This window comes from Erythrobacter sp. SDW2 (assembly GCF_021431965.1).
Classification (GTDB): domain Bacteria; phylum Pseudomonadota; class Alphaproteobacteria; order Sphingomonadales; family Sphingomonadaceae; genus Parerythrobacter.
In genome coordinates this window covers 315,701-336,545 of sequence record NZ_CP090370.1, presented here as the reverse complement: position 1 = coordinate 336,545, position 20,845 = coordinate 315,701, and the positions used below count along the sequence as shown (strand labels likewise).

At 64.6% G+C, this 20,845-nt stretch carries 31 protein-coding genes; 22 read left to right on the top strand and 9 right to left on the bottom strand.

The window, feature by feature from the left end:
* Nucleotides 1–52 precede the first annotated feature (52 nt).
* Nucleotides 53–499, bottom strand: a complete 447-nt coding sequence (locus LY632_RS01625; protein ID WP_234092075.1) for a hypothetical protein — start codon at nucleotides 497–499, stop codon at nucleotides 53–55.
* Between the two features lie 232 nt (nucleotides 500–731).
* On the opposite strand from LY632_RS01625, the gene LY632_RS01620 reads away from it, so the two are divergent.
* From LY632_RS01620 to LY632_RS01595, 6 genes are all read left to right on the top strand, one after another.
* Entirely contained in the window at nucleotides 732–1,385 is a 654-nt protein-coding gene (locus LY632_RS01620) for a YqaA family protein (protein WP_234092074.1), read from the top strand.
* Nucleotides 1,386–1,454: 69 nt separating this feature from the next.
* Nucleotides 1,455–1,784 (top strand): helix-turn-helix transcriptional regulator, encoded by a 330-nt coding sequence (locus tag LY632_RS01615; protein WP_234092073.1) that lies wholly within the window; start codon nucleotides 1,455–1,457, stop codon nucleotides 1,782–1,784.
* Nucleotides 1,781–2,233, top strand: a complete 453-nt coding sequence (locus tag LY632_RS01610) for an ArsI/CadI family heavy metal resistance metalloenzyme (protein ID WP_234092072.1) — start codon at nucleotides 1,781–1,783, stop codon at nucleotides 2,231–2,233. The genes LY632_RS01615 and LY632_RS01610 overlap by 4 nt, the downstream gene beginning before the upstream one ends.
* Nucleotides 2,234–2,239: 6 nt before the next feature.
* Nucleotides 2,240–2,740 carry an arsenate reductase ArsC gene (locus tag LY632_RS01605; RefSeq protein WP_234092071.1) on the top strand — a complete coding sequence of 167 codons (501 nt, stop codon included), beginning with the start codon at nucleotides 2,240–2,242 and terminating at the stop codon, nucleotides 2,738–2,740.
* The gene (locus tag LY632_RS01600) at nucleotides 2,733–3,413 is read left to right on the top strand and encodes an MIP/aquaporin family protein (protein ID WP_234092070.1); all 681 of its coding nucleotides are present in this window, start codon (nucleotides 2,733–2,735) and stop codon (nucleotides 3,411–3,413) included. Before LY632_RS01605 ends, LY632_RS01600 begins: the two co-directional genes overlap by 8 nt.
* Nucleotides 3,414–3,484: 71 nt before the next feature.
* Entirely contained in the window at nucleotides 3,485–3,754 is a 270-nt protein-coding gene (locus LY632_RS01595) for an usg protein (RefSeq protein ID WP_234092069.1), read from the top strand.
* 8 nt (nucleotides 3,755–3,762) lie between these two features.
* Here LY632_RS01595 and LY632_RS01590 read toward each other — a convergent pair whose 3' ends face one another.
* The 4 genes from LY632_RS01590 to LY632_RS01575 form a co-directional block, all read right to left on the bottom strand.
* The gene (locus tag LY632_RS01590) at nucleotides 3,763–4,746 is read right to left on the bottom strand and encodes a GSU2403 family nucleotidyltransferase fold protein (protein ID WP_234092068.1); all 984 of its coding nucleotides are present in this window, start codon (nucleotides 4,744–4,746) and stop codon (nucleotides 3,763–3,765) included.
* 68 nt (nucleotides 4,747–4,814) lie between these two features.
* On the bottom strand, nucleotides 4,815–6,023 hold the full coding sequence (locus tag LY632_RS01585; RefSeq protein WP_234092067.1) for an aminotransferase class I/II-fold pyridoxal phosphate-dependent enzyme: 1,209 nt from the start codon (nucleotides 6,021–6,023) through the stop codon (nucleotides 4,815–4,817).
* Between the two features lie 94 nt (nucleotides 6,024–6,117).
* Nucleotides 6,118–6,360 (bottom strand): acyl carrier protein, encoded by a 243-nt coding sequence (locus tag LY632_RS01580; protein WP_234092066.1) that lies wholly within the window; start codon nucleotides 6,358–6,360, stop codon nucleotides 6,118–6,120.
* Between the two features lie 96 nt (nucleotides 6,361–6,456).
* Entirely contained in the window at nucleotides 6,457–6,819 is a 363-nt protein-coding gene (locus LY632_RS01575; RefSeq protein WP_234092065.1) for a response regulator, read from the bottom strand.
* A gap of 45 nt (nucleotides 6,820–6,864) precedes the next feature.
* Between LY632_RS01575 and LY632_RS01570 the strand changes: the two genes are divergently transcribed.
* From LY632_RS01570 to LY632_RS01550, 5 genes are read left to right on the top strand one after another with little or no spacing between them, the layout of a single operon-like run.
* Nucleotides 6,865–7,155: a DUF3572 family protein gene (locus LY632_RS01570; protein ID WP_234092064.1), complete on the top strand. Its 291-nt coding sequence runs from the start codon at nucleotides 6,865–6,867 to the stop codon at nucleotides 7,153–7,155.
* Nucleotides 7,152–7,778, top strand: coding sequence for an HAD family hydrolase (locus LY632_RS01565; protein ID WP_234092063.1), 627 nt, complete (start codon nucleotides 7,152–7,154; stop codon nucleotides 7,776–7,778). Before LY632_RS01570 ends, LY632_RS01565 begins: the two co-directional genes overlap by 4 nt.
* Nucleotides 7,775–8,236 (top strand): RidA family protein, encoded by a 462-nt coding sequence (locus LY632_RS01560; RefSeq protein ID WP_234092062.1) that lies wholly within the window; start codon nucleotides 7,775–7,777, stop codon nucleotides 8,234–8,236. The genes LY632_RS01565 and LY632_RS01560 overlap by 4 nt, the downstream gene beginning before the upstream one ends.
* On the top strand, nucleotides 8,229–8,972 hold the full coding sequence (locus LY632_RS01555) for a glycerophosphodiester phosphodiesterase family protein (RefSeq protein ID WP_234092061.1): 744 nt from the start codon (nucleotides 8,229–8,231) through the stop codon (nucleotides 8,970–8,972). The genes LY632_RS01560 and LY632_RS01555 overlap by 8 nt, the downstream gene beginning before the upstream one ends.
* Entirely contained in the window at nucleotides 8,969–10,117 is a 1,149-nt protein-coding gene (locus LY632_RS01550) for a GNAT family N-acetyltransferase (RefSeq protein WP_234092060.1), read from the top strand. Before LY632_RS01555 ends, LY632_RS01550 begins: the two co-directional genes overlap by 4 nt.
* 1 nt (nucleotide 10,118) lies before the next feature.
* Here LY632_RS01550 and LY632_RS01545 read toward each other — a convergent pair whose 3' ends face one another.
* The gene (locus tag LY632_RS01545) at nucleotides 10,119–10,445 is read right to left on the bottom strand and encodes a hypothetical protein (RefSeq protein ID WP_234092059.1); all 327 of its coding nucleotides are present in this window, start codon (nucleotides 10,443–10,445) and stop codon (nucleotides 10,119–10,121) included.
* A 305-nt stretch (nucleotides 10,446–10,750) separates the two neighbouring features.
* On the opposite strand from LY632_RS01545, the gene dksA reads away from it, so the two are divergent.
* From dksA to kynU, 6 genes are all read left to right on the top strand, one after another.
* On the top strand, nucleotides 10,751–11,209 hold the full coding sequence (dksA, locus tag LY632_RS01540) for an RNA polymerase-binding protein DksA (protein ID WP_234092058.1): 459 nt from the start codon (nucleotides 10,751–10,753) through the stop codon (nucleotides 11,207–11,209).
* Nucleotides 11,210–11,347: 138 nt separating this feature from the next.
* Nucleotides 11,348–11,728 carry a PilZ domain-containing protein gene (locus LY632_RS01535; protein WP_234092057.1) on the top strand — a complete coding sequence of 127 codons (381 nt, stop codon included), beginning with the start codon at nucleotides 11,348–11,350 and terminating at the stop codon, nucleotides 11,726–11,728.
* 44 nt (nucleotides 11,729–11,772) lie between these two features.
* On the top strand, nucleotides 11,773–13,245 hold the full coding sequence (locus LY632_RS01530; protein WP_234092056.1) for an ABC transporter substrate-binding protein: 1,473 nt from the start codon (nucleotides 11,773–11,775) through the stop codon (nucleotides 13,243–13,245).
* Between the two features lie 17 nt (nucleotides 13,246–13,262).
* The gene (locus LY632_RS01525) at nucleotides 13,263–13,679 is read left to right on the top strand and encodes a DUF4112 domain-containing protein (protein ID WP_234092055.1); all 417 of its coding nucleotides are present in this window, start codon (nucleotides 13,263–13,265) and stop codon (nucleotides 13,677–13,679) included.
* A 35-nt stretch (nucleotides 13,680–13,714) separates the two neighbouring features.
* Nucleotides 13,715–14,506, top strand: coding sequence for a tryptophan 2,3-dioxygenase (locus LY632_RS01520; protein WP_234092054.1), 792 nt, complete (start codon nucleotides 13,715–13,717; stop codon nucleotides 14,504–14,506).
* 2 nt (nucleotides 14,507–14,508) lie between these two features.
* Nucleotides 14,509–15,870: a kynureninase gene (gene kynU, locus LY632_RS01515; protein WP_234093284.1), complete on the top strand. Its 1,362-nt coding sequence runs from the start codon at nucleotides 14,509–14,511 to the stop codon at nucleotides 15,868–15,870.
* 24 nt (nucleotides 15,871–15,894) lie between these two features.
* Here the strand turns inward: kynU and LY632_RS01510 are convergent, their stop codons facing one another.
* Both LY632_RS01510 and LY632_RS01505 read right to left on the bottom strand, forming a co-directional pair.
* Nucleotides 15,895–16,617 carry a helix-turn-helix domain-containing protein gene (locus tag LY632_RS01510; RefSeq protein ID WP_234092053.1) on the bottom strand — a complete coding sequence of 241 codons (723 nt, stop codon included), beginning with the start codon at nucleotides 16,615–16,617 and terminating at the stop codon, nucleotides 15,895–15,897.
* A gap of 7 nt (nucleotides 16,618–16,624) precedes the next feature.
* Nucleotides 16,625–17,233 carry an HNH endonuclease gene (locus tag LY632_RS01505; RefSeq protein WP_234092052.1) on the bottom strand — a complete coding sequence of 203 codons (609 nt, stop codon included), beginning with the start codon at nucleotides 17,231–17,233 and terminating at the stop codon, nucleotides 16,625–16,627.
* A 125-nt stretch (nucleotides 17,234–17,358) separates the two neighbouring features.
* Here LY632_RS01505 and gluQRS point away from each other — a divergent pair, with 125 nt between their 5' ends.
* From gluQRS to LY632_RS01480, 5 genes are all read left to right on the top strand, one after another.
* Nucleotides 17,359–18,213, top strand: a complete 855-nt coding sequence (gene gluQRS, locus LY632_RS01500) for a tRNA glutamyl-Q(34) synthetase GluQRS (RefSeq protein WP_234092051.1) — start codon at nucleotides 17,359–17,361, stop codon at nucleotides 18,211–18,213.
* A 9-nt stretch (nucleotides 18,214–18,222) separates the two neighbouring features.
* Complete coding sequence (locus LY632_RS01495) at nucleotides 18,223–18,453, top strand: HIG1 domain-containing protein (protein WP_234092050.1); 231 nt, start codon at nucleotides 18,223–18,225, stop codon at nucleotides 18,451–18,453.
* Nucleotides 18,454–18,473: 20 nt separating this feature from the next.
* Nucleotides 18,474–19,043, top strand: a complete 570-nt coding sequence (locus LY632_RS01490; RefSeq protein WP_234092049.1) for a cob(I)yrinic acid a,c-diamide adenosyltransferase — start codon at nucleotides 18,474–18,476, stop codon at nucleotides 19,041–19,043.
* A 77-nt stretch (nucleotides 19,044–19,120) separates the two neighbouring features.
* On the top strand, nucleotides 19,121–19,990 hold the full coding sequence (locus LY632_RS01485; RefSeq protein ID WP_234092048.1) for a 3-hydroxyacyl-CoA dehydrogenase NAD-binding domain-containing protein: 870 nt from the start codon (nucleotides 19,121–19,123) through the stop codon (nucleotides 19,988–19,990).
* Between the two features lie 53 nt (nucleotides 19,991–20,043).
* Nucleotides 20,044–20,376, top strand: a complete 333-nt coding sequence (locus LY632_RS01480; RefSeq protein ID WP_234092047.1) for a hypothetical protein — start codon at nucleotides 20,044–20,046, stop codon at nucleotides 20,374–20,376.
* A 68-nt stretch (nucleotides 20,377–20,444) separates the two neighbouring features.
* Here the strand turns inward: LY632_RS01480 and LY632_RS01475 are convergent, their stop codons facing one another.
* Nucleotides 20,445–20,822, bottom strand: a complete 378-nt coding sequence (locus tag LY632_RS01475; RefSeq protein WP_234092046.1) for a hypothetical protein — start codon at nucleotides 20,820–20,822, stop codon at nucleotides 20,445–20,447.
* Between the last annotated feature and the right edge of the window lie 23 nt (nucleotides 20,823–20,845).

Below are 20,845 nucleotides of genomic sequence, written 5' to 3'. Positions count from 1 at the left end.
TCGCCCGCGAGCCTGAACCAGTTGCCGCGACTGGCGCGCTGCTTGTGCGGCACTACCCTGCCTCCCCGCCGGGCCGCGCCCGCTTGGCCTTGAGCGCGGCCGCGCGATCCTCGTTCTCGCGCAGCTTGTCGATCTTGGCATTGATCGATTTCATCGTCGCGACTTCGTCGGCCAGCGTCTGGCGCCCTTTCTCCCGCGCCACGTTCTCGCGGTGCGCGGCCAGGCAGCGGAAGGCGGTGCCGATGTCGAACTTGCGCTTGTTGCCGTCCTCGTCGACATCCTCCAGCCGTCCTTCGCGCAGCCGCAGCAGCAGGTCCATCTCCAGATTGTCGTAACCTTCGGCCAGTGCGGCATACCACAGGCGGGCAAAATCTGCCTTCTCGCGGCGGGTCTTGTAGACCAGGCTCTGGCTGACGCCTGCGGCCTCGCAGGCTTTCTTCACGTTGGAAGATTCAGCCAGTTCGTTGATGAAGATCGATTGCCAGTTCTTGCGTGCCACGTCGGTTCGTCCTGTCCGGGCGATTCCGACACGGGCGCCTGAACGCCAACGGGCGGCGCTGCGTGGTGCAGGGCCGCCCGGCTCGAATCGGTTTATCGCGATGTTCCGGTTCTCTAACCAAAGAGCGTGACGATGTCAATAATAAAGTGCCAAATAGGTTATTTCTCTCTGGTTGCGTGGGCGTCGCGGCTCGCCTAGAGGCGCGATCGACACTGACGGGATGCTGTCTCACATGCTGATGAAACCGCTGCGCGGCCTCTACGACTGGACGATGGAGAAGGCCGCGCATCCCCATGCGCAGGGCTGGCTGGCGTTCTTCTGCTTCGTCGAGGCGAGCTTCTTCCCGATCCCGCCGCACCCGCTGCTGGGGCTGATGTGCCTCGCCGAACCGCAAAAGGCGCTGCGCTTCGGCATCATCGCCACGCTGAGCTCGGTCGCGGGCGGGCTGTTCGGCTATTTCATCGGCTGGGGGCTGTACGATCTCGTCGGCGAATGGCTGCTCGGGCTGCTCGGCCTGACCGACAGCTTTCCGCAGGCGGCGTGCTATCTCAAGCAGTACGACTGGGAAGCGATCGTTATCGCCGGGGCGACCCCGATCCCGTTCAAGCTGATGACCATCACCGCCGGCTTCATCTCCATGAACCTCGTCACCTTCACCCTGGCGAGCCTGGCGGGTCGCGGCATGATCTTCTTCACCGTCGGTCTGCTGTTCCGCATCTTCGGCGCGCCGATCAAGCGCTTCATCGACGAATATCTCGGCCTGGTCACCACCGCCTTCGTGGTGCTGGTGGTGGGCGGGATCCTGGTGCTGACCCAGTTCGGCGGCGACAAGGACGATGCCAGCGATCCCTGCGCCAACGCCACGCTGGAGAGCGCAGCGGGCTGACTGCAAATATTTCGATAAAGTTCGAAATAACGCTTGCCAGACCTTCAGAACATTTCGATAAGTATCGAAATGGAAGCGAATCACGTCATCTCCGCCCTTGCCGCACTGGCGCAGGAGCACCGGCTGGCGCTGTTCCGGCTGCTGGTGCAGACCGGACCGGACGGGCTTCCGGCAGGCCGCATCGCCGAAGCGCTGGGCGTGCCCAACTCCTCGCTCTCGCACCATCTGGCGCAGCTGCACGAGGCGGGCCTCGTCGCCCAACGGCGCGAGGGGCGCAGCCTGATCTATTCCGCCGATTTTGCCGCGATGGAGCGGCTGCTCGGCTTCCTCACCGAGAACTGCTGCGCCGGGGCGGAGTGTGCCGTGCCCGAACCAGCCTGCAAGGAGAAAGCGCGATGAAACGCCTGCATGTCCATGTCGGAGTCGACGACCTCGACGCCTCGATCCGCTTCTACTCGACCCTGTTCGCGGCCGAGCCGAGCGTCACCCGAAGCGACTACGCCAAATGGATGCTGGAGGATCCGCGGGTCAATTTCGCCATCTCGAGCGGCGGACATGCTGCGCGCGGGATCGAGCATCTCGGCATCCAGGTCGAAAGCGCCGAGGAACTGACCGAGGTCTACGGAAGGCTGAAGGCCGCCGACGCACCGGTGTTGGAGGAAGGGGCGACGACCTGTTGCTACGCCCGCTCGGAAAAGAGCTGGATCGCCGATCCGCAGGGCGTGGTGTGGGAAACCTTCCACACGATGGGCGAGAGCGTGGACTACGGGCAGGGGCCGGCGCTGGCGCAATTGGTCTCGGTCAATGCTGCGCCTTCCGCGTGCTGTGCCCCGCAAATCGGGGACTGACTGACGATGCCGCGCAACGTGCTGTTCCTCTGCACCGCCAATTCGGCCCGCTCGATCCTGGCCGAGGCGATCCTCGCCGCGCGCGGCGGTACCCGCTTCGTCGCATACTCTGCCGGGAGCCAGCCGCGCGGTTTGCCCAATCCCTGCGCGCTCGAGCTGCTGGCTGCGAAGGGGCACGACGTTGGGGGCCTCGCTTCGAAAAGCTGGGACGTCTTTGCCGGACCCGGCGCACCGGTGATGGACCTGGTCATCACCGTCTGCGACAACGCGAAAGGGGAAATGTGTCCCATCTGGCCCGGCCATCCGGCGCAGGCGCATTGGGGCATTCCCGACCCGGCCGGGCATGGCACCGACGGCGCGCTGGACGATTTCGAGACGGCATACCAGCGGCTCGCCACCCGCATCGACGCGCTGCTGGCGCTCGACGAGGAGGCGATGAAGCCGCGCGCATGGCGCGATGCGGTGACGCGCATCGGGCGCGAAATGGAAGGCGCGACCCATGGCTGAGAGCAATCTCTCCCGCCGCCTCGCCGCCGAGGGGCTGGGCAGTTTCTTCCTCTTTGCCGCCGTGATCGGCTCGGGCGTGATGGCGGAGCGCCTGTCGGGCGGGAACGTGGCGCTGGCGCTGCTGGCGAACACCATCGCCACCGGTGCGATCCTCTATGTCCTCATCGCCATGCTGGGTCCGATCTCGGGCGCGCATTTCAACCCGGCGGTGACGCTGGCCTTGTGGCTCAGGCGCGAGACCGCGGCACGCACCGCGCTCCTCTATGTCCTCGTCCAGATCGCCGCCGGGGCGCTGGGCGCCTGGGCGGTGCATCTGATGTTCGACCTGCCGATCTTGCAATTCAGCACCAAGGCCCGCGCCGGGATCGGCCAGTGGAGCGGCGAATTCGTCGCCACCTTCGGGCTGGTGCTGGTGATCCTGACGCTGCTGAGGCACCGTGCGGAAGCGATTCCGATGGCGGTCGCGCTCTACATCACCAGTGCTTATTGGTTCACATCGTCCCCCAGTTTCGCCAATCCGGCGATAACGGTGGTCCGCTCGCTCAGCGACAGTTTCGCCGGGATTGCGCCTGCCGACGTGCCGCTGTTCGTCGCCGCGCAACTGGCGGGAGCGGTCAGCGCCGTGATCCTCGCCCGCTGGCTCCTTGCGGAGAGGCCGCCCGCAACCCCTTGACGGGCGAATCGGTTTGGCGAAATATTCCGCCAAGACTTTTCTCTGGTCCGCCAGCAAGGAGGGAAGTGCCGATGGCCAGCCGCGATTTCGCCCGCCAGCTCGAGGGATACGGTCTCGCGACCGTGCAGATCCACTACTACCTGCCGGACCACCCCAGCCTGCTGCAGATGTTCGTCATGCAGCAATACGACATCGCCCCGCGCTTCCCGGAACTGGACCGGTTCCTCGCCTTCTGGCGGCGCGAGATCGAGGCGGTGCTGCATTCGGTCAGGGTGGCCCACCAGCATCTGATCGGCCCGAGCGAATGGCGCGCGGTCGACGGGGTGATCTCGATCAATTGAAGCGCCGGTCAGCTGCGGCTGGCCTGCCACTGCTGCCAATAGGGTTCCAGCTCGGGTGGAATGGTCGCCACGAAGGCCTCGTCCAGCGGATATTGCGGCATGGCGTCCGCCACCGCGCTCAGCACGGCCAGTCCCTGCGCCACATCCTTGCGCCGCTTCAGAGGATTGCGTTTGGCCTGCGCTCCCAGCCACAGCTTGTGCAGCGCAAACCAGCGCGGATCGGGCACCACCAGCCGTGCCGCCCGCCCGTCGCGGCAGGGCACGACCTGGTCGACCGGGGTGCCGAGCAGCAGCCATTCCTGTTCCGGCAGCGGAATCGGCTTGGGCTTTTCTCGCGCTCCCATGGTGCCGATACGCGATGGCGCGGCGAGCAGTTCGACTTCGTAGGACTTGCGGTTGCGGGCCTGGAACGTCCGCTCGGTGTTGAGCGTGTAGGTGGGATCGACCGCCTTGAGCGCGTTCCAGAGCGCCATATCCTCGGCTTGCTCGTCTGCGGCCCAGGCGAGGTCGAAATCCTCCGTCTCGTCAGGTGCATCGGAAATCGCACCTGCCGCTTCGACCGAGTAGGCCGGGATGCAGTTGGTACCGACGACCAGCAATGTGCCATCGAGCAGTCGCCGCCGGTCAAGCTCGCGCAAGAGCTCGCCGGCCGTTTCCGCCAGCGTCGGCAAACGTAACGGTTTCGCCAACCGGCCGATTTCCGCGACAAGTTCCTCGGCCGTCGCGATGCGGCCCTGCAAGTCGGCCTTTTGGCTGCGATAATCGGCCAGTCGCTGTTCGAGCTCCGGTGTCATCGGCCCAAGGCTCTTGCCGTTATTCAGCCGGTCGATCGCTTCGTAGAGATACTCGCGTTCACCGACCCGCTTGCGCACGAGGTTGTAGGGCAGCTGCGCCAAGGCGCGCTGCGCCTCGATCAATGACTCGTAGCGCGGACGCAGGTTGATCAGCGCGCGCGCCTGCTCGGCAGAAAAGGGACGAACGATATCGGCCATGCGGGCAATTTATCCTGCAAATCACCCAAAAGGCAAGAATGCAGGATAAACATCGCATCCACAATGGATTAGATGATCCCGATAGCCTTCCCGGCCCGCTCGAACATGCCCAGAATGGTCTGCACCTGCTCGGCCGTATGTTCGGCGCAGAGCGAGCAGCGCAGCAGGGTCATCCCCGCCGGGGTCGCAGGCGGGCGGGCGAGGTTGACGTAGAGGCCTTCCTTCAAGAGCGCCTCCCACATCGCCGCCCCGCGTTCGAGATCGGGCATCACCACGGCGATGATCGCGCTCTGCGGCTCCTCGGTGCCGAGCTGGAAGCCGAGCCCGCGCAGGCCGGCGTGGAGCGTGCGCGAATTCTCCCACAGATGCGCCCGCTTGTTGCCGCCATGCATGAGCTTGCGGATCGAGGTGGCGCTCGAGGCCATCACTGCGGGGGGCAGCGCGGCGGTGAAGACATAGGGGCGGCAAACCAGCCGCATGATCTCGAACTTGGGGTGGTTGGAAACGCAGAAGCCGCCGACCGTGCCGACGCTCTTGGAGAAGGTGCCGATGATGAAATCGACATCGTCGATGCAGCCCGCCGCTTCGCACACGCCGCGCCCGTGATCGCCGATGAAGCCCATCGAGTGGGCCTCGTCGACCAGCACCATGGCGCCGTGCTTCTTTGCCACCGCGACCATCTCGGCCAGGGGGGCGATATCGCCGAGCATGGAATAGACGCCTTCCAGCACCACCAGCTTGCCCGCGCCTTCGGGAATGCGCTTGAGCCGCTTCTCCATCGCCTCGATATCGTTGTGCTTGAAGGGCACGACTTCGGCGTCGCCCATCTTGCAACCGTCCCAGATGCTGGCGTGGCTGTCGATGTCGAGCACGATGTAGTCGCCCTTGCCGGCGATGGTGCTGATGATGCCGAGATTGGCCTGGTAGCCGGTCGAGAACACCATGGCGTGATCCATGGCGTAGAATTCCTTCAGCGCATCCTCGACATCGCGGTGATGGAAGAACGTGCCGTTGAGGACCCGGCTGCCGGTCGTCCCCGCGCCGAAATCGTCATAGGCCTGCTTGCCGGCGGCGATCACGTCGTCGTCGAAGGTCATGCCCATGTAGTTGTAGGTGCCGAGCAGGATCGTGTCGCGCCCGTTGCAGATCGCCTGCGTCGGGCTCAGCACCTTCTCCATCACCAGGCTGAACGGGTCTTCCTGCCCGCCTTCCAGCAAGGCGGCACGCATTCCGATCAGATCGTCGAACTTGCTGAAAAGGTCTTGAGTTTCGCTCATTACCAAACTCCGTTCGTCCTGAGCTTGTCGAAGGACGCGAGTGGGACGCCAACGTGCTTCGACAGGCTCAGCACGAACGCCAAAGGGAAAATCTTCAGTTGGCAGCCATCTTGGTCACGGCATCGACCAGCTGGCCGTAATTCTCGATCTCGGCCTGCTGGTTCATGCTGATGATGATGTCGAAGGCGTCCTCGATCTCGGCGACGAAATCCATCACCGTCAGGCTGTCGAACTCGAGGTCGTTCTGGAAGGTGCTGGCGTCGGTGATCTCGACGCCCTTCTTGTTGAAGGGATCGATGATCTCGCGGATCTGGCTGTCGACTGCGGCGCGGTCCATGCTTCTATCCTTGCTGGAGCAAAATGTCGGAGCGGGGAAAGCGGGTTTGCGCGGCGAATGTCAAGCGCGGCAAAAGGCCGCATAGGAAGGCATCGCTCAGAGCAGGCGCTGGACCGCGGCCATGAAGGGGCCGATCGATACCGGCTTTGAGAGATAATCGGCGGCCCCGGCATCGCGGATTTTCTCCTCGTCGCCCTTGCCCGCATAGGCGGTGACGGCGAGCACCGGAATGGTCGCGAGCTGCGGGTCCTTCTTCATGGTGGCGATCAGCTCGACTCCGGAAATATGCGGCAACTGGATGTCCATGATGGCGAGGTCGGGCGAGAATTCCCGCGCGGCGGCGATGACCTGCTGGCCATCATCGCAGCCCAGTACCTCGTGCCCCCTTGACCGCAGCACATCGCAGAACAATTTCCGGTTGAGGTCGTTGTCCTCGACAACCAGTATTCTCTTTGCCACTGGGGACACTCCTTTGCGCCTTCCCCTAGGCCAGATTGCGGAGCCTTGCCAATCTCGTTCCCCCCCAAATCCGCCGCTCACGACTCTGCAGATGCCGATGCGCTGGCGCTCAACGCGCTCGGCTGGGTGCTGGCGGACGACGAGCGGGCGGAACGGCTGCTGGCGCTGACCGGCCTGACGCCCGAGATCCTGCGCGAACGGCTGACCGACCGCGCCGTGCTGACCGCCGTGCTCGATTTCCTCGCCAATCACGAACCCGACCTGCTGCTTGCCGCCGATGCCCTGAGCGTCGAGCCGCAGGTGCTGCTCGCCGCCCGCGAAAGGCTAGCCCGATGAACCGCCCGCTTATCATTTCCGACTGCGACGAAGTGCTGCTGCACATGGTCGCGCATTTCCGCGATTTCCTTGACGAGCAGCACGGCATCGACTTCGCGCTCGACAATGGCGACTGGGGCAAGGCGCTGACCTGGCAGGCCAGCGGCGAGACGGTCGAACCGGTCGAGATCTGGAAATATCTCAACCTGTTCTTCGACACCGAAATGGACCGGCAGGACCCGATCAAGGGCGCGGTCGAGGCGATCAACACGCTGGCGCAGCAGGCCGATGTGGTGATCCTGACCAATCTGCTCGACGAGCGGCGCGACCGCCGGGCCGAGCAATTGCAGCGCTACGGCATCCATGCACCGGTCTATACCAACCAGGGCCCCAAGGGTCCGGCGCTGGCCAAGATCCTTGCGGAGCACCAGCCTTCGAAGGCGGTGTTCATCGACGATCTCGCCCAGCACCACGGCTCGGCGGCCGAAGTCGTGCCGCATATCACCCGGCTGCACCTGTGCGGCGAACCGGCGATTGCGCCGCATATCGCCTGCGGCGAGAAGGCCGGCCATGCCCATGCCAGGATCGACGAGTGGGAGCATGCGCTGCCGTGGATCCTTGCCCGACTGGAGGAAGACGAATGACCATCGAAGCCCGCTTGAACGAACTGGGGATCGTGCTGCCCGAAGCGGCGGCCCCGGTGGCGAGCTATGTCCCGGTGGTGGTCCACGGCGGGCTGGCCTTTGTTTCCGGGCAGGTCTCCTTCGTCGAGGGTACGCTGCTCAAGGGACGGCTGGGCGATGATGTTTCGCTGGAAGACGGCATGCGCGCCGCGCGCGGCTGCGGGCTGATGATCCTCGCTCAGCTCAAGGCGGCGCTCGGTTCGCTCGACCGGGTCGAGCGGGTGGTCAAGCTGGGCGGCTTCGTCAATTCCACGCCCGACTTCACCGATCAGCCCAAGGTGGTGAACGGTGCCTCCGACCTGATGCTCGAGGTTTTCGGCGAGGCCGGCAAGCACGCCCGCGCCGCCGTCGGCGTGCCCTCGTTGCCGCTGGGGGTGGCGGTCGAAGTCGATGCGATTGTTGCGGTGAGCGATGGCTAGTCGCCCGGTCCCGGCCTGGTTGACCGAATGGGAATACGCCCACCGCGGCCTGCACGGGAACTTAGTGCCGGAAAACTCGCTCGCTGCCGCGCGCTTGGCGATCGCGGCGGGGATGGGCATCGAATGCGATATCCAGCGCAGCGCCGACAACCTGCCGATGGTGTTCCATGACTGGGACCTCGCCCGACTGACCGGCAGCGAGGGACTGACGGGCGGCAAGAGCGCGATGGAATTGCGGCAGCTGCGCTACGTCGAGAGCGAAGAGAGCCCGGCGACGCTGGGAGATCTTCTCGCGCTGGTCGCAGGGCAAGTCCCGCTGCTGATCGAGATCAAGTCGAAACGCGGCTACGACGTCATCGAGAGCTGCATCCTCGTCCGCGATGCGCTGGCCGGATATGGCGGCAACCATGCGGTGATGAGCTTCGACCCCCGTGTGGCGCGCTGGTTCCGCCACCATTCGCCCGCGACCTGCGCCGGGCTGGTGATGCGCGAGGACGCGCATGGCTATACCCGGCGGCGCTGGCAACGGCGGCTGGCGCTGGCGATAGCGCGGCCCGATTTCCTCGCCTACCACATCGCCGCGCTGCCGAATGCATGGGTCGCCGGTCTGCGCGCCAAGGGCCTGCCGGTGCTGACCTGGACAGTCAATTCGCCCGAGACGCGGGCGCGGGCGCTGCTCAATGCCGATGCGCTGATCAGCGAGGGGGCGGGGCTGGCAGGAGCCGCCGGGGCATGAGCGACGCGGCCTTCACTGCACGCATTCTCGGCGGGGTCGGCGAAGTCGAAGCGGCGCATTGGGACGCGCTCGGCGGGGCCGACAACCCCTTCATGTCGCACGCCTTCCTCACCGCGATGGAGGATTCGGGCAGCGTCGGTCCGGGGACGGGTTGGCAGGCGGCCCCGATCGTGATCGAAAGCGCCCGGGAAAACGGTGGCGGGCTGCCGCTGGCGGCGCTTCCGGCCTATCTCAAGGGCCACAGCCAGGGCGAATATGTCTTCGACCACAGCTGGGCCGATGCCTACCAGCGGGCCGGCGGGCGCTACTATCCCAAGCTCCAGATCGCCGCGCCTTTCACCCCCGCCACCGGGCCGCGCCTGCTGCTGGCGGACGAGGCGCTGGGGGTGCCTTTGCTCCGCGCTGCCGAGCAACTCTGCGAGCAGAACCGCTTCTCCAGCGCCCATGCGACCTTCATCGATCCGGCGCAGCTGCCGATTTTCGAGGCGGCGGGCTGGCTGCTGCGCAGCGACATCCAGTTCCACTGGGAGAACCGGGGTTATGGCAGCTTCGACGACTTTCTCGGGGAACTGGCCAGCCGCAAGCGCCGCGCCTTGCGCAAGGAACGGGCCAGCGCGCAGGAGGCGGTCGAGATCCGGCACCTCACCGGCGCGGAGATCACCGAGGCCGAATGGGACGCGTTCTGGGTGTTCTACCAGGATACGGGCGCGCGAAAGTGGGGCTCACCCTATCTGACCCGCGAGGCGTTCAGCCTGTTGGGGACACGGATGGGGGAGAAGCTGCTGCTGATCTTCGCCTATCGCGACGGGCGGCCGGTTGCAGGGGCAATGAACGTGATCGGGCCGGATGCGCTTTATGGCCGTTACTGGGGCTGCACCGAGCAGGTGCCGTTCCTGCATTTCGAGCTGTGCTATTACCAGGCGATCGATGCGGCGATCGCGCTTGGCCTCAAGCGGGTCGAGGCGGGGGCGCAGGGCGGTCACAAGCTGGCCCGGGGGTACGAACCGGTCCGGACCTGGTCGGCGCACTGGATCGCCGATCCGGGGTTTCGCGAAGCGGTGGCCGATTTCCTCGAGCGCGAGCGGCGCGGGGTCGAGGCCGACCGCAACTATCTCGACCAGCGAACGCCTTTTCGAAAAGGCTAGGTCAGGCGACCTTGCGTTCAGCGACCAGCCAGTCGCGCGCGCGGCGCTGGGCTTCGGCGATTTCGCGGGCGGTCATTTCGTCCGAAATGTCGGCCCGGCACCAGGCGGCTTCCTCATGCCCGTGCGAGGCAGCGAGGTTGAACCACTTGTGCGCTTCGATCAGGTCGTAATCGGCGCCATGGCTGCCGGTCGAATAGATCACGCCCAGATCGTAGAGCGCGATGGTCTCGCCAGCCGCAGCAGCGGCGAGGCATTGGGCGATGACCAGGCTTTCCTGGCCCAGGATCTTCCCGGCGGGCTGCCTCTCATCGAACGTGGTCAGTTTCATTGTCACTTTCCCCCTGTCGAGGCCGGCGAACATGCCCCCGGCTTCACGAGAAGGAGTTCAAGCGGTTTATGGTAAAGAACAGGTTAACGCTGTTGCCACTTTTGGCTCCGCCGCGAGGTAAATTGTCTTTGTCCGGCCACGCTCGTGTACCAGCTGTGCACATTATCGGGCTGTGCCGGATTGCCGCTTGTATGGTTACGCCTCGCCCCCTATAGGCGCGCACATCAGGTCGGCCTGGCCACCGGATAACCGGGGCTTGCAGGATTGGCGGACCGGACCGGGCACATTGGTTTGAGAGGACCCTCATGGCCGTTTCGGCGCGTGACGACAGCGATATCCTGAAAGAAGTGAAGGGCAATCTGGGGGCGGATTACGTCCCCAGCGAAGACGAGCCCTACATGAACGAGAAGCAGCAGGACTATTTCCGCATGCTGCTGCTCGAATGGAAGAAATCCATCCACGCTTCCGCCGGGGCAACGCTGCAATCGCTGCAGGACGGTCCGATCCGCGAGCCGGACCTCAACGATCGTGCATCGAGCGAGACCGACTGGGGCATCGAACTGCGCACGCGTGATCGCCAGCGCAAGCTCATCTCCAAGATCGACAGCGCGCTGCGCCGGATCGACCAGGGCGAATATGGCTATTGCGAAGTCACCGGCGATCCCATCGGGCTGAAACGGCTGATCGCGCGTCCGGTCGCAACGATGACCGTCGAGGCGCAGGAAGCGCACGAACGGCGCGAGAAAATCTCCCGCGACGACTGACCCCCGGGTCTGCAAATACCCGCCGAAATGTAACACGCTTAAAGCTTCGTTAGGGTAACCGGCGTATCCGTGAGTCTGAATGGCCGATCCCGTGGATGGGAGACGTCGATTGGACCGATAAGAGGACCCTGTCGCTCAATGTCTGCCGTAGACACACGCAATATTTCCCGTGACAGCCTGTTCCTGATGGCCGACCTGCGCCTTGAGGGAGCCGAGGCGCTCGAGCGGGTCAAGGTGCGCAACCTGTCGGCCGGCGGAATGATGGCAGAGGGTTCCGTCAGGGTCCTGCGCGGTTCGCGCCTTTCGGTGAAGCTGCGTAACATCGACTGGGTCGAAGGCAGCGTTGCCTGGGTCCAGGACAACCGCTTCGGCATTGCCTTCGCCCGCGAAATCGATCCGGCGCTTGCCCGCGTGCAGCAGGCCAGCGTCGACGATTTGTCGAGCCCGCGGTATGTCCGGCCGTCGAGCATCCAGCCGGGGCATATCGGCACTCCCGCGGGCGCGTTGCGCAAAATCTGAACCTATGCGCTGACTTGCACCTGCACCGCTGCTAGGCAGGGTGCATGCGTTTTGCCACCCTCGCATTGCTGCTCGCCGGACTGGCCGTTTCGGCCTGCTCTTCGCGCGCCAATGAAGGGGCCGTTACGATCGCTGTGATCGGGCAAAATGACGACCCGTTCGAGAGCGGGACAAGGCTGTCCTATGCCGGGCAGCTGGTCCGTGAAGCCACTGCGGAAGGTCTGGTGGCGATGAACGGGCAGGGCGAAGTCGTGCCCGCTATCGCCGAACGCTGGATCGTGACCGAGGACGGCAAGAGCTACTTCTTCCGTATCAGGGGATCGGACTGGCCCGATGGGAAACCGCTCAACGCCGCCTCGGTGCGCGATGCATTGCGCCGGGTGATCCAGGCCTATGACGGCACCACGCTTGGCCTCGACCTCGCCAAGATCGCCGAAATCCGGGTCATGGCCGAGCGGGTGATCGAAGTCCGGCTCAAGAGCCCGATGCCGCAGTTCCTGCAATTGCTGTCGCAGCCCGAGCTCGGCCTGAGGGTCAAGGGCGAGGGGACCGGCCCGATGGTCACGGTAGATTCCGCAGAAGGCATGTTGCGCCTGCAACCCCTGCCCCCGCAGGAGCGCGGCTTGCCCCAACGCCGCGACTGGAACGACAATGTGCTCGATGTGGTCGTTCGCGGTTTGCCCGCGCGCCGCGCCGTCGATGCTTTCAAGCGCGGTGAGGTCGAGGCAGTGCTCGACGGCAACCTCTCGACCTTGCCGCTGGCCGATGTCGGCCCCTTGTCCGCCGGCGCCTTCCGCATCGATTCGGGGCTTGGCCTGTTCGGCATCGTTTTTCGCAACCGGGAAGGTTTGCTGGAAACAGCCGAGCGGCGTGAAGCCCTGTCGATGGCGATCGACCGCAGCCGGCTGATCGAACCCTTCAACGTTGCCGGGTGGACCCCGACGACCCGGCTCGTGCCCGCCGAGCTTCCCGGCGATCCGACGGCGAGGGGCGCGCGCTGGAGTGGACAGACGCTCGACCAGCGACGGGCAGTAGCGCGCACCCGTATGGCAGCCTGGGCCGGTGGCCGCGACTCACCCCCGGTCCTGACTATCGATTTGCCGGCAGGCCCCGGCTCGAACCTTCTCCTGGGACGGCTGAGAGAGGATCTCGAGGCGATCGGGGTGCGGCTCGAGCGACCCGCCGATGGCGAATCGGCCGATCTCATGCTGGTCGACCGGCCCGCCCGGTATGCCGACGCCCGCTGGTTCCTCAACCAGTTCAATTGCACGGTCGCCCGCCCTCTCTGCTCGCCGGTTGCCGACCTGTTTGTGCGACAATCGCTCGCTGCTGCCACGCCGCAGGAAATGACCAGGCTGTTGGCGGAGGCTGAGGGTGCGCTGACCAGGGAGGAAGTCTTCATCCCGCTGGGCGCACCGCTCCGCTGGTCGCTGGTACGGGGCAGTGTCGGTGGATTTGCCGAGAACCGCTGGGCACGCCACCCCTTGTTTCCCATGGCGATCGCTCCCATTTCTTAATCGAAGGAGCGCCTCAGATGAACGATGGTCCGCGCGTGAGAACGATGGGCTTCGAATTGCCGACCGGGACCGATCCGGTTTCGGTCCGCAAGCGGATCGAGGCGATGGAGCAATTGCTCGAACGCAGCTTCGTCATTCCCGGCACCAATGTGCCGGTCGGACTCGATTCGATCGTCGGCCTGATCCCGGTGGTGGGTGACCTGATCGCGGCGGCGATGGGCAGCTATCTGATCTGGGAGGCGAAGAACCTCGGTCTGCCCAAATGGAAGCTGGTACGGATGGCGGGCAATATCGCGCTCGATACCGCCGTTGGCGCCGTGCCCGTGCTGGGCGATGCGCTGGACTTCGTCTATCGCTCCAACACCCGCAACCTCAGGATCGTGAAGAAACACCTCGACAAGCATCACCCGCATACGCGGGTGATCGAGGGGTAGTTTCCTCTGCAACCGCTTCGCGCTAGGGCACGGCCATGGCGCATGACGTTACCTACTCCAGCTATCTCGATCTCGACCGCATCCTCGCGGCGCAGCATCCGGCGTCCGAAGCGCATGACGAGATGCTGTTCATCATCGTCCACCAGGCGAGCGAGCTGTGGCTCAAGCTGTGCCTGCACGAGCTGGAGGCGGCGCGCGCTTGCGTCGCCGCCGACAATCTCCGGCCGGCGTTCAAGATGCTCGCCCGCGTCGCCCGGGCGCAGACCCAGCTGATCCAGAGCTGGGACGTGCTCAGCACCATGACCCCGCATGACTATTCCGCGATCCGCCCGCACCTGGGCCGCTCGAGCGGTTTCCAGTCGCCGCAGTACCGGATGATGGAATTCCTGCTCGGCGGGCGCAACCGCGACATGGTGAGCCTGCACAAGAACTTGGCCGAAGTGGTGGCGGGACTGGAAGCGGAACTGGCCCGGCCGAGCATCTATGACGAGTCGGTGCGACTGCTGGCGCGGCGCGGCTTTGCCATTCCCGTCGAGGTGCTGAAGCGGAAACTCGATGCGGTCTGGGTCCGGTCGGAAGCGGTCGAGGCGGCCTGGGCCGAAATCTACCGCGATCCGCAGGCGCATTGGGACCTCTACGAGTTGGCCGAGAAACTGGTCGATCTCGAATACCACTTCCAGCGCTGGCGCTTCGGGCACCTCAAGACGGTCGAACGCATCATCGGCTTCAAGCGCGGCACCGGCGGGACGCAAGGGGTGCCCTATCTGGAGGGCGTGCTGAAGCAGGCCTTCTTCCCTGAACTGCTGAGCGTGCGGACCGCGATATGAGCCTGCTCGAGCGCGCCCGCGAACTGGATGCCGCCGATCCGCTGGCGGCGTATCGTGACCGCTTCGACCTGCCCGAGGAAGTCATCTACCTCGATGGCAATTCCCTCGGTGCGCTGCCCAAGGCCACTTCGGCGCGACTGGAGCAGGTCGTGCGCCACGAGTGGGGCACCGATCTGATCAAGAGCTGGAACAGCGCCGACTGGATCACCCTGCCGCAGCGGGTCGGGGCCAAGATCGCGCCGCTGGTAGGGGCGCAGCCGCACGAGGTGATCGTGGCCGACAGCGTTTCGGTCAATCTGTTCAAGCTGATCAGTGCCGCCCTCGAGATGCGGCCCGGCAGGAAGGTTATCCTCAGCGAACCGGGCAATTTCCCGACCGATCTCTACATGATCGAGGGGCTGGAAGGGCAGGGCTTGGCCGAGCGGCGGCTAGCTGACCGCGTTGCCATCGCCGATGCGCTCGACGAGGAAGTCGCACTGCTGCTGTTGACCCATGTGCATTACAAATCGGGCGCGATGTTCGACATAGCGGCGCTGACGAAAGCTGCGCACGAGGCAGGCGCGCTGGTGCTGTGGGACCTGTCGCACACCGGCGGCGCGATGCCGGTCGATCTCAACGCCTGCGGGGCGGACTTCGCCGTGGGTTGCGGCTACAAATATCTCAACGGCGGCCCCGGCGCGCCGGCCTATGCCTTCGTCGCCGAACGGCACCATGATGCGCTCCGGCAGCCGCTCTCCGGTTGGATGGGCCACGCCGCGCCGTTCGCTTTCTCCGACGATTATGCGCCCGCTCCCGGCGTCGACCGCCTGCTGTGCGGCACGCCTTCGATCCTCGCCATGAGTGCATTGGAGGTGGGCGTGGAGCTGATCGCCGAAATCGGCGTCAAGCGGCTCTATGCCAAGTCGCAGGCGCTGAGCGGGTTCCTGCTGGAGTGCCTGGCCGAGGCAGGTGTGATCCGAAATCCCTCTCCCCTTCAGGGGAGAGGGAGGAGCGCCCTGAGCTTGTCGAAGGGCGCGGAGGGTGTGGGGCCTGTAATCTCTTCGGTCGGCTCATCGACATCCCCCACCCCCCAGCCCCCTCCCCTAAAGGAGAGGGGGAGTTTGGCCCTCGCCTCCCCCCCCAACCCAGCCCAACGCGGCAGCCAGCTCTCCTTCCGCCATCCGGAGGCCTACGCCCTGTGCCAGGCGCTGATAGCCCGCGGGATCATCGGCGACTTCCGCGCGCCCGACATCCTGCGGCTGGGCTTCGCCCCGGCCTACCTCTGCTTCGAGGACATGGCGCGCACGGCGCAGGAGCTGGCGGACATTCTGGCGATCGGGGCTTGGGACAGGCCCGAGTTCAGGCAGCGGGCGGCGGTGACGTGATCTTCCGATGTCCTCGTAAGAAGCCTATTTGGAAGACGGAAAGTCGAGAAATTCTACGGTTCCACCTTCGTCCACAAACATTACGGCTATTCCGAGGAGCACGAGCGCGGGTTGGATTCCACCATAGAGAGATCGATACCTAGGAAAATCTGGCAGGGCAATCACAGGTACAGCGTGTTGCTCAGTCGAGCGAAGCTGCACTACCTTGAGGAGGGCGTGGGCAAACCAATGGCCAGCCTGTAGCGTTGGATTGGTCGGCTTGACTTGTCCAGCCTTGCGGGGGTCCCGATAAGCCTTTGAAGGATATCCCTTTGCCTCAACCAGTATTCGCAGGCTCCCGCGTTGGGCGTCGAGATCGATCCCGCGTTCTTTAATCAGAGTGTTGGCCTTCGAGTGGATTACCCAGCCATCAGATTCAAGGAAAGAACCAACAGCTTCGATAACATTGCCCTCCCAGAACCAGTCGTCGGTAGGCGACGCCCCAGTATGCGCTGATCGACTTCTATCGACGGCTGGATTGGCTTGAGGAGCGATCGGATCACGCCGATCAACGGGCAGCTTGGGAAAGTTGCAGATTTTGCCGTGCTGCCCTGGCTTTCGAACGATCTGACCCGACTTTGCCAAGGCTCTACAGGTCTGATTTATCGTCTGCCGGGGCCTGATCCGTAGTGCGGCCGAGATCTCATCGTCGTCTCGACCGGGGAAACGATGAATGAAGTCAAGGATGGCCTCACGATGTCCTGCCACTGACCCCTCACCCCTCCAGCTCGATGTCCCAATAGAGCCAGTCCCGCCAGGTCTCGTGGAGGTAATTCGGCGGGAACTGTTTGCCGTGTTGCTGCAACTGCCAGTGGGTCGGGCGGATCGGGGCGTTGTAGAGGTGCATCCCGGCTTGTTTGGGGGTGCGCCCGCCCTTCTTCATGTTGCACGGGGCACAGGCGGTGGCGATGTTCTCCCACGTCGTGCGCCCGCCCAGCCGGCGGGGTATGACGTGGTCGAAGGTCAGGTGATGGGTGTCGCCGCAATACTGGCAGGCGAAGCGATCGCGCAGGAACAGGTTGAAGCGGGTGAAGGCGGGGAATTCGCTAGGCTTCACATATTGCTTGAGCGCGATAACGCTGGGGATCTTCATGTCGAGATTGGGCGAGTGAACCTCGCGGTCGTAGGTCTCGATCACATCGACCCGGCCGAGGAAGATCGCCTTGATCGCCGTCTGCCACGGCCACAGACTGAGCGGGTAGTAGGAGAGCGGAGTATAGTCCGCATTGAGGACGAGGGAGGGGCACGACGCCAGATTGCGCGTCGGATCCTCCATGCTACTTCGCAGCCTTGCGGTCCGTTCGATCAGTTCGGCCGTGAACATCTTGCTTGTTCTCCCCGATTGATGGCGAGTGTGCATTTGCGCAGAAAGGCGTCAAGTCGGTTACAGACAGGCTTTCCACAGGCTTATCCCTTGCACTGCGGCATTTTGGACTCACAATCCCACCGATGACCACCACCCGCTTCGCCCCCAGCCCCAACGGGCCGCTCCATTGGGGGCATGCCTTCAGCGCCATCGTGGCGCACGATCTGGCGCGCGAGGCCGAAGGCCGCTTCCTGTTGCGGATCGAGGATATCGACGGTCCTCGCAGTCGCCCGGAACTGGCAGACGAATTCCGCCGCGATCTCGAGTGGCTCGGCCTCGAATGGGAAGAAGTGCCCGCGCAATCGACCCGGCTGGAGAACTACCGCGCGGTGGCTGCGCGGCTGGAGACGATGGGTCTGCTCTATCCCTGCACCTGCACCCGCAAGGAAATCGAGAAGGCGGGTGCCTCGACGGGACCGGACCCCGGCTCGTGGGCCGGGGCAGGGGGGCTGGTCTATCCCGGCACCTGCAAGGGACGGGCGGTCGATCCCGCAGAGCCTGCCGCGCTGCGGCTCGATGTCGAAAAGGCGCTGGCGCTGACCGGGCCGCTGGCATGGGAAGACGATCTTGCCGAGGTGCAGCAGGCCAACCCGCTGACGCTGGGGGATGTGGTGCTGGTGCGCAAAGACTTGCCGGCGAGCTATCATCTCGCGGCCACGCTCGACGATGCCGCGGATGGGGTCACGCTGGTCACCCGCGGGCGCGACCTGTTTGCCGCGACGCATGTCCACCGGTTGCTCCAGGCGCTGCTCGGCCTGCCGGTGCCGCGCTGGCACCATCATGCGCTGCTGCTCGACGAGAGCGGGCAGAAACTCGCCAAGCGGCGCGGTTCCCCGGCGCTGTCCGACCACCGGTTGGCGGGCGAAGACGGGCACGCATGGGCCGATCGCCTGCGTACGGGACAATGGCCGTCTGGCATTTCGCTCGGGAAGGCCTAGATAGGGTTCATGACCTGGATACTTATCATCGCCCTCGTGATCCTGATGGGCCTCGTGCTCTATTCCCTAATCCGCGGGATCGTCGCCTTCCTGCAGAGCACCAAGATCGACCTCGAAACGGGCAAAGGGGAGAACGTCACCGAGATGCAGCTGCTGCAGAACAAGATGATGTTCAACCGTATCAAATACCAGGCGCTGGCCATCGTCGTGGTCGCCATCCTGCTGGCGGTTTCTCGCTAGACCCGCTAGCGGGCCGGCCCATGGTCAAGCTCAACAAGATCTACACCCGCACCGGCGATGACGGCACCACCGGCCTCGTCGATGGCTCACGCCGCGCCAAGCATGATGCGCGGATGACTGCCATCGGCGTCGTGGACGAGGCGAATTCGGCGATCGGCCTGGCGGCTGCCGCCTTGCAGGGTACCGGCAATGCCGAGACCTTGTTCCGCATCCAGAACGACCTGTTCGATCTGGGCGCAGACCTTGCTACTCCGGGGGATGACTTCGCGCCCTCCGAGATGATCCTGCGCGTCGTGCCCTCGCAGGTCGTATGGCTCGAAAACGCCATCGACGCGCTCAACGCGCGGCTCGAACCCTTGACCAGCTTCGTCCTGCCCGGCGGCAGCGAGGCCGCGGCCCGCGTCCATGTCGCCCGCGCCACCGCCCGCGCGGCGGAACGCGCCATGGCCGCGCTGGCGGCAGAAGAGACGGTCAACCCTGCCGCGCTCGCCTATATCAACCGCTTGTCGGACCTGCTGTTCGTCCTCGCCCGCGTCGCCAACGACGACGGCAAGGCCGACGTAAAGTGGGTGCCGGGCGCGAACAGATAGCGCGCAAACCGCTAGCCAGAGCGGAGTCGCATCGCTAGGGCACGCGCTTTGCTGCAACTGCGAAGAGAGCGGACATCATGAAGACAATCGGCGTCATCGGCGCGGGCCAGATGGGCTCGGGCATCAGCCAGACGATTGCCCAGAACGGCCTGCAGGTGCTGCTGGCCGATGTCTCGCTGGAAGTGGCCGAAAAGTCCAAGGCCGGGATCGAAAAGGCGCTGGCCAAGCTGGTCGGGCGCGGCAAGATCGAAATCGCCGAGGCCGAAGCGGCGCTCGCCCGCATCACCCCCGTGGCCGACTATGCCCCGATGGGCGAAGCCGACATGATCATCGAAGCCGCGACCGAGCGCGAGGCGATCAAGCAAGCGATCTTCGAGAAAGCCAGCGCAGTGCTGGCGCAAGGCGCGATCATGGCCTCCAACACCAGCTCGATCCCGATCACCCGCATGGCCAACTATGCCGTCGACCCGGCGCGCTTCATCGGGCTGCATTTCTTCAACCCGGTGCCGGTGATGGGCCTGATCGAAGTCATTCCCGGCCTGGCCACCTCGAACGACGTCGAGGCCCGCACTGTCGCTTTCGCTGAAGGTTTGGGCAAGCAGGTGGTGCTGAGCCAGGACGAGCCGGGTTTTGTCGTGAACCGCATCCTCTTGCCGATGATCAACGAAGCCGTGTTCGTGCTCGGCCAATCGACCGCCAGCATCGCCGATATCGACAAGGGCTGTCGCCTCGGGCTCAACCACCCGATGGGCCCGCTGGAGCTGGCCGATTTCGTCGGGCTCGACACCTGCCTCGACATCATCATGGTGCTCTACAACACCACCGGCGACAGCAAGTACCGCCCCGCGCCGCTGTTGCAGAAATATGTCGAGGCCGGCTGGCTCGGCCGCAAGACCGGCAAAGGGTTCTACGATTATTCGGGCGAAATGCCGGTGCCGACGCGGTAAGCTGCGGAACACAGGTGCAGTGCGGCACGTTCTTCCAGCAAAGGAGAACGATTATGTCCCGCACCCAGAAAAATCCTGCCAAGTTCGATGGCGAACGCGCGCAAACCGACGCGCTCGCGCCCGAGAACGAGAATAGCGAGCAGGTCGACGCCCCGGCGCAGGCGCAGACCGTCACAGCGGATGCTATCGACCGGGCGACCAGTGTGCTTGGCAGCGACAGTTCGCGTGTCGAAAGCGCCTTCAACGCCCCTGATGCGCAGGACCTGGTCGATCACATGAAGCAGATGGATCGCGGCAATACGGTCGACATGTCGGCGTTTGTCGGCGAGCCGAACCATGACGATGAGCCTGATACCTATGGCAAGGCCACCGTCGATACCGACTAGGCCGGTCTCAGAACAATCGTTCAATCGTTGCTCAGGCCGGGACAGAGGGGCACGTCAGCGCGCCCCGATCACTCGGCCGATTGTTCGACAATGGCTTCTTCGCTGGCCGGTTCTTCGATCACTTCGACCACTTCGCTGTCGTTGGCATCGGGGCTGGGCTCCATGCCCACGGGTTCAAAGCCGATGGGGTCGAGGACGAGGTCGGCATCGGATGAAAACTCACCCTCGTTCTCCACTTCGACCATGACGGGATCGGGGTCGGGATCAGGGTTCGCGGCGGCATCGGCCTGACTGCGAAATTGCTCGCCCTGCTCTTCGATCTGCGAGGTCGCGGAGGTCAGCGCGCCATCTTCGTCTTCCGTGCCGACGAGCGCAGCGACGCTGGCGAGCGTGAGCCCGACAAACACCAATGCGCCGCCCTTGCTCTGGAACATATAGTTCTTCATGCCACCCATTGTGACAGGTGGCG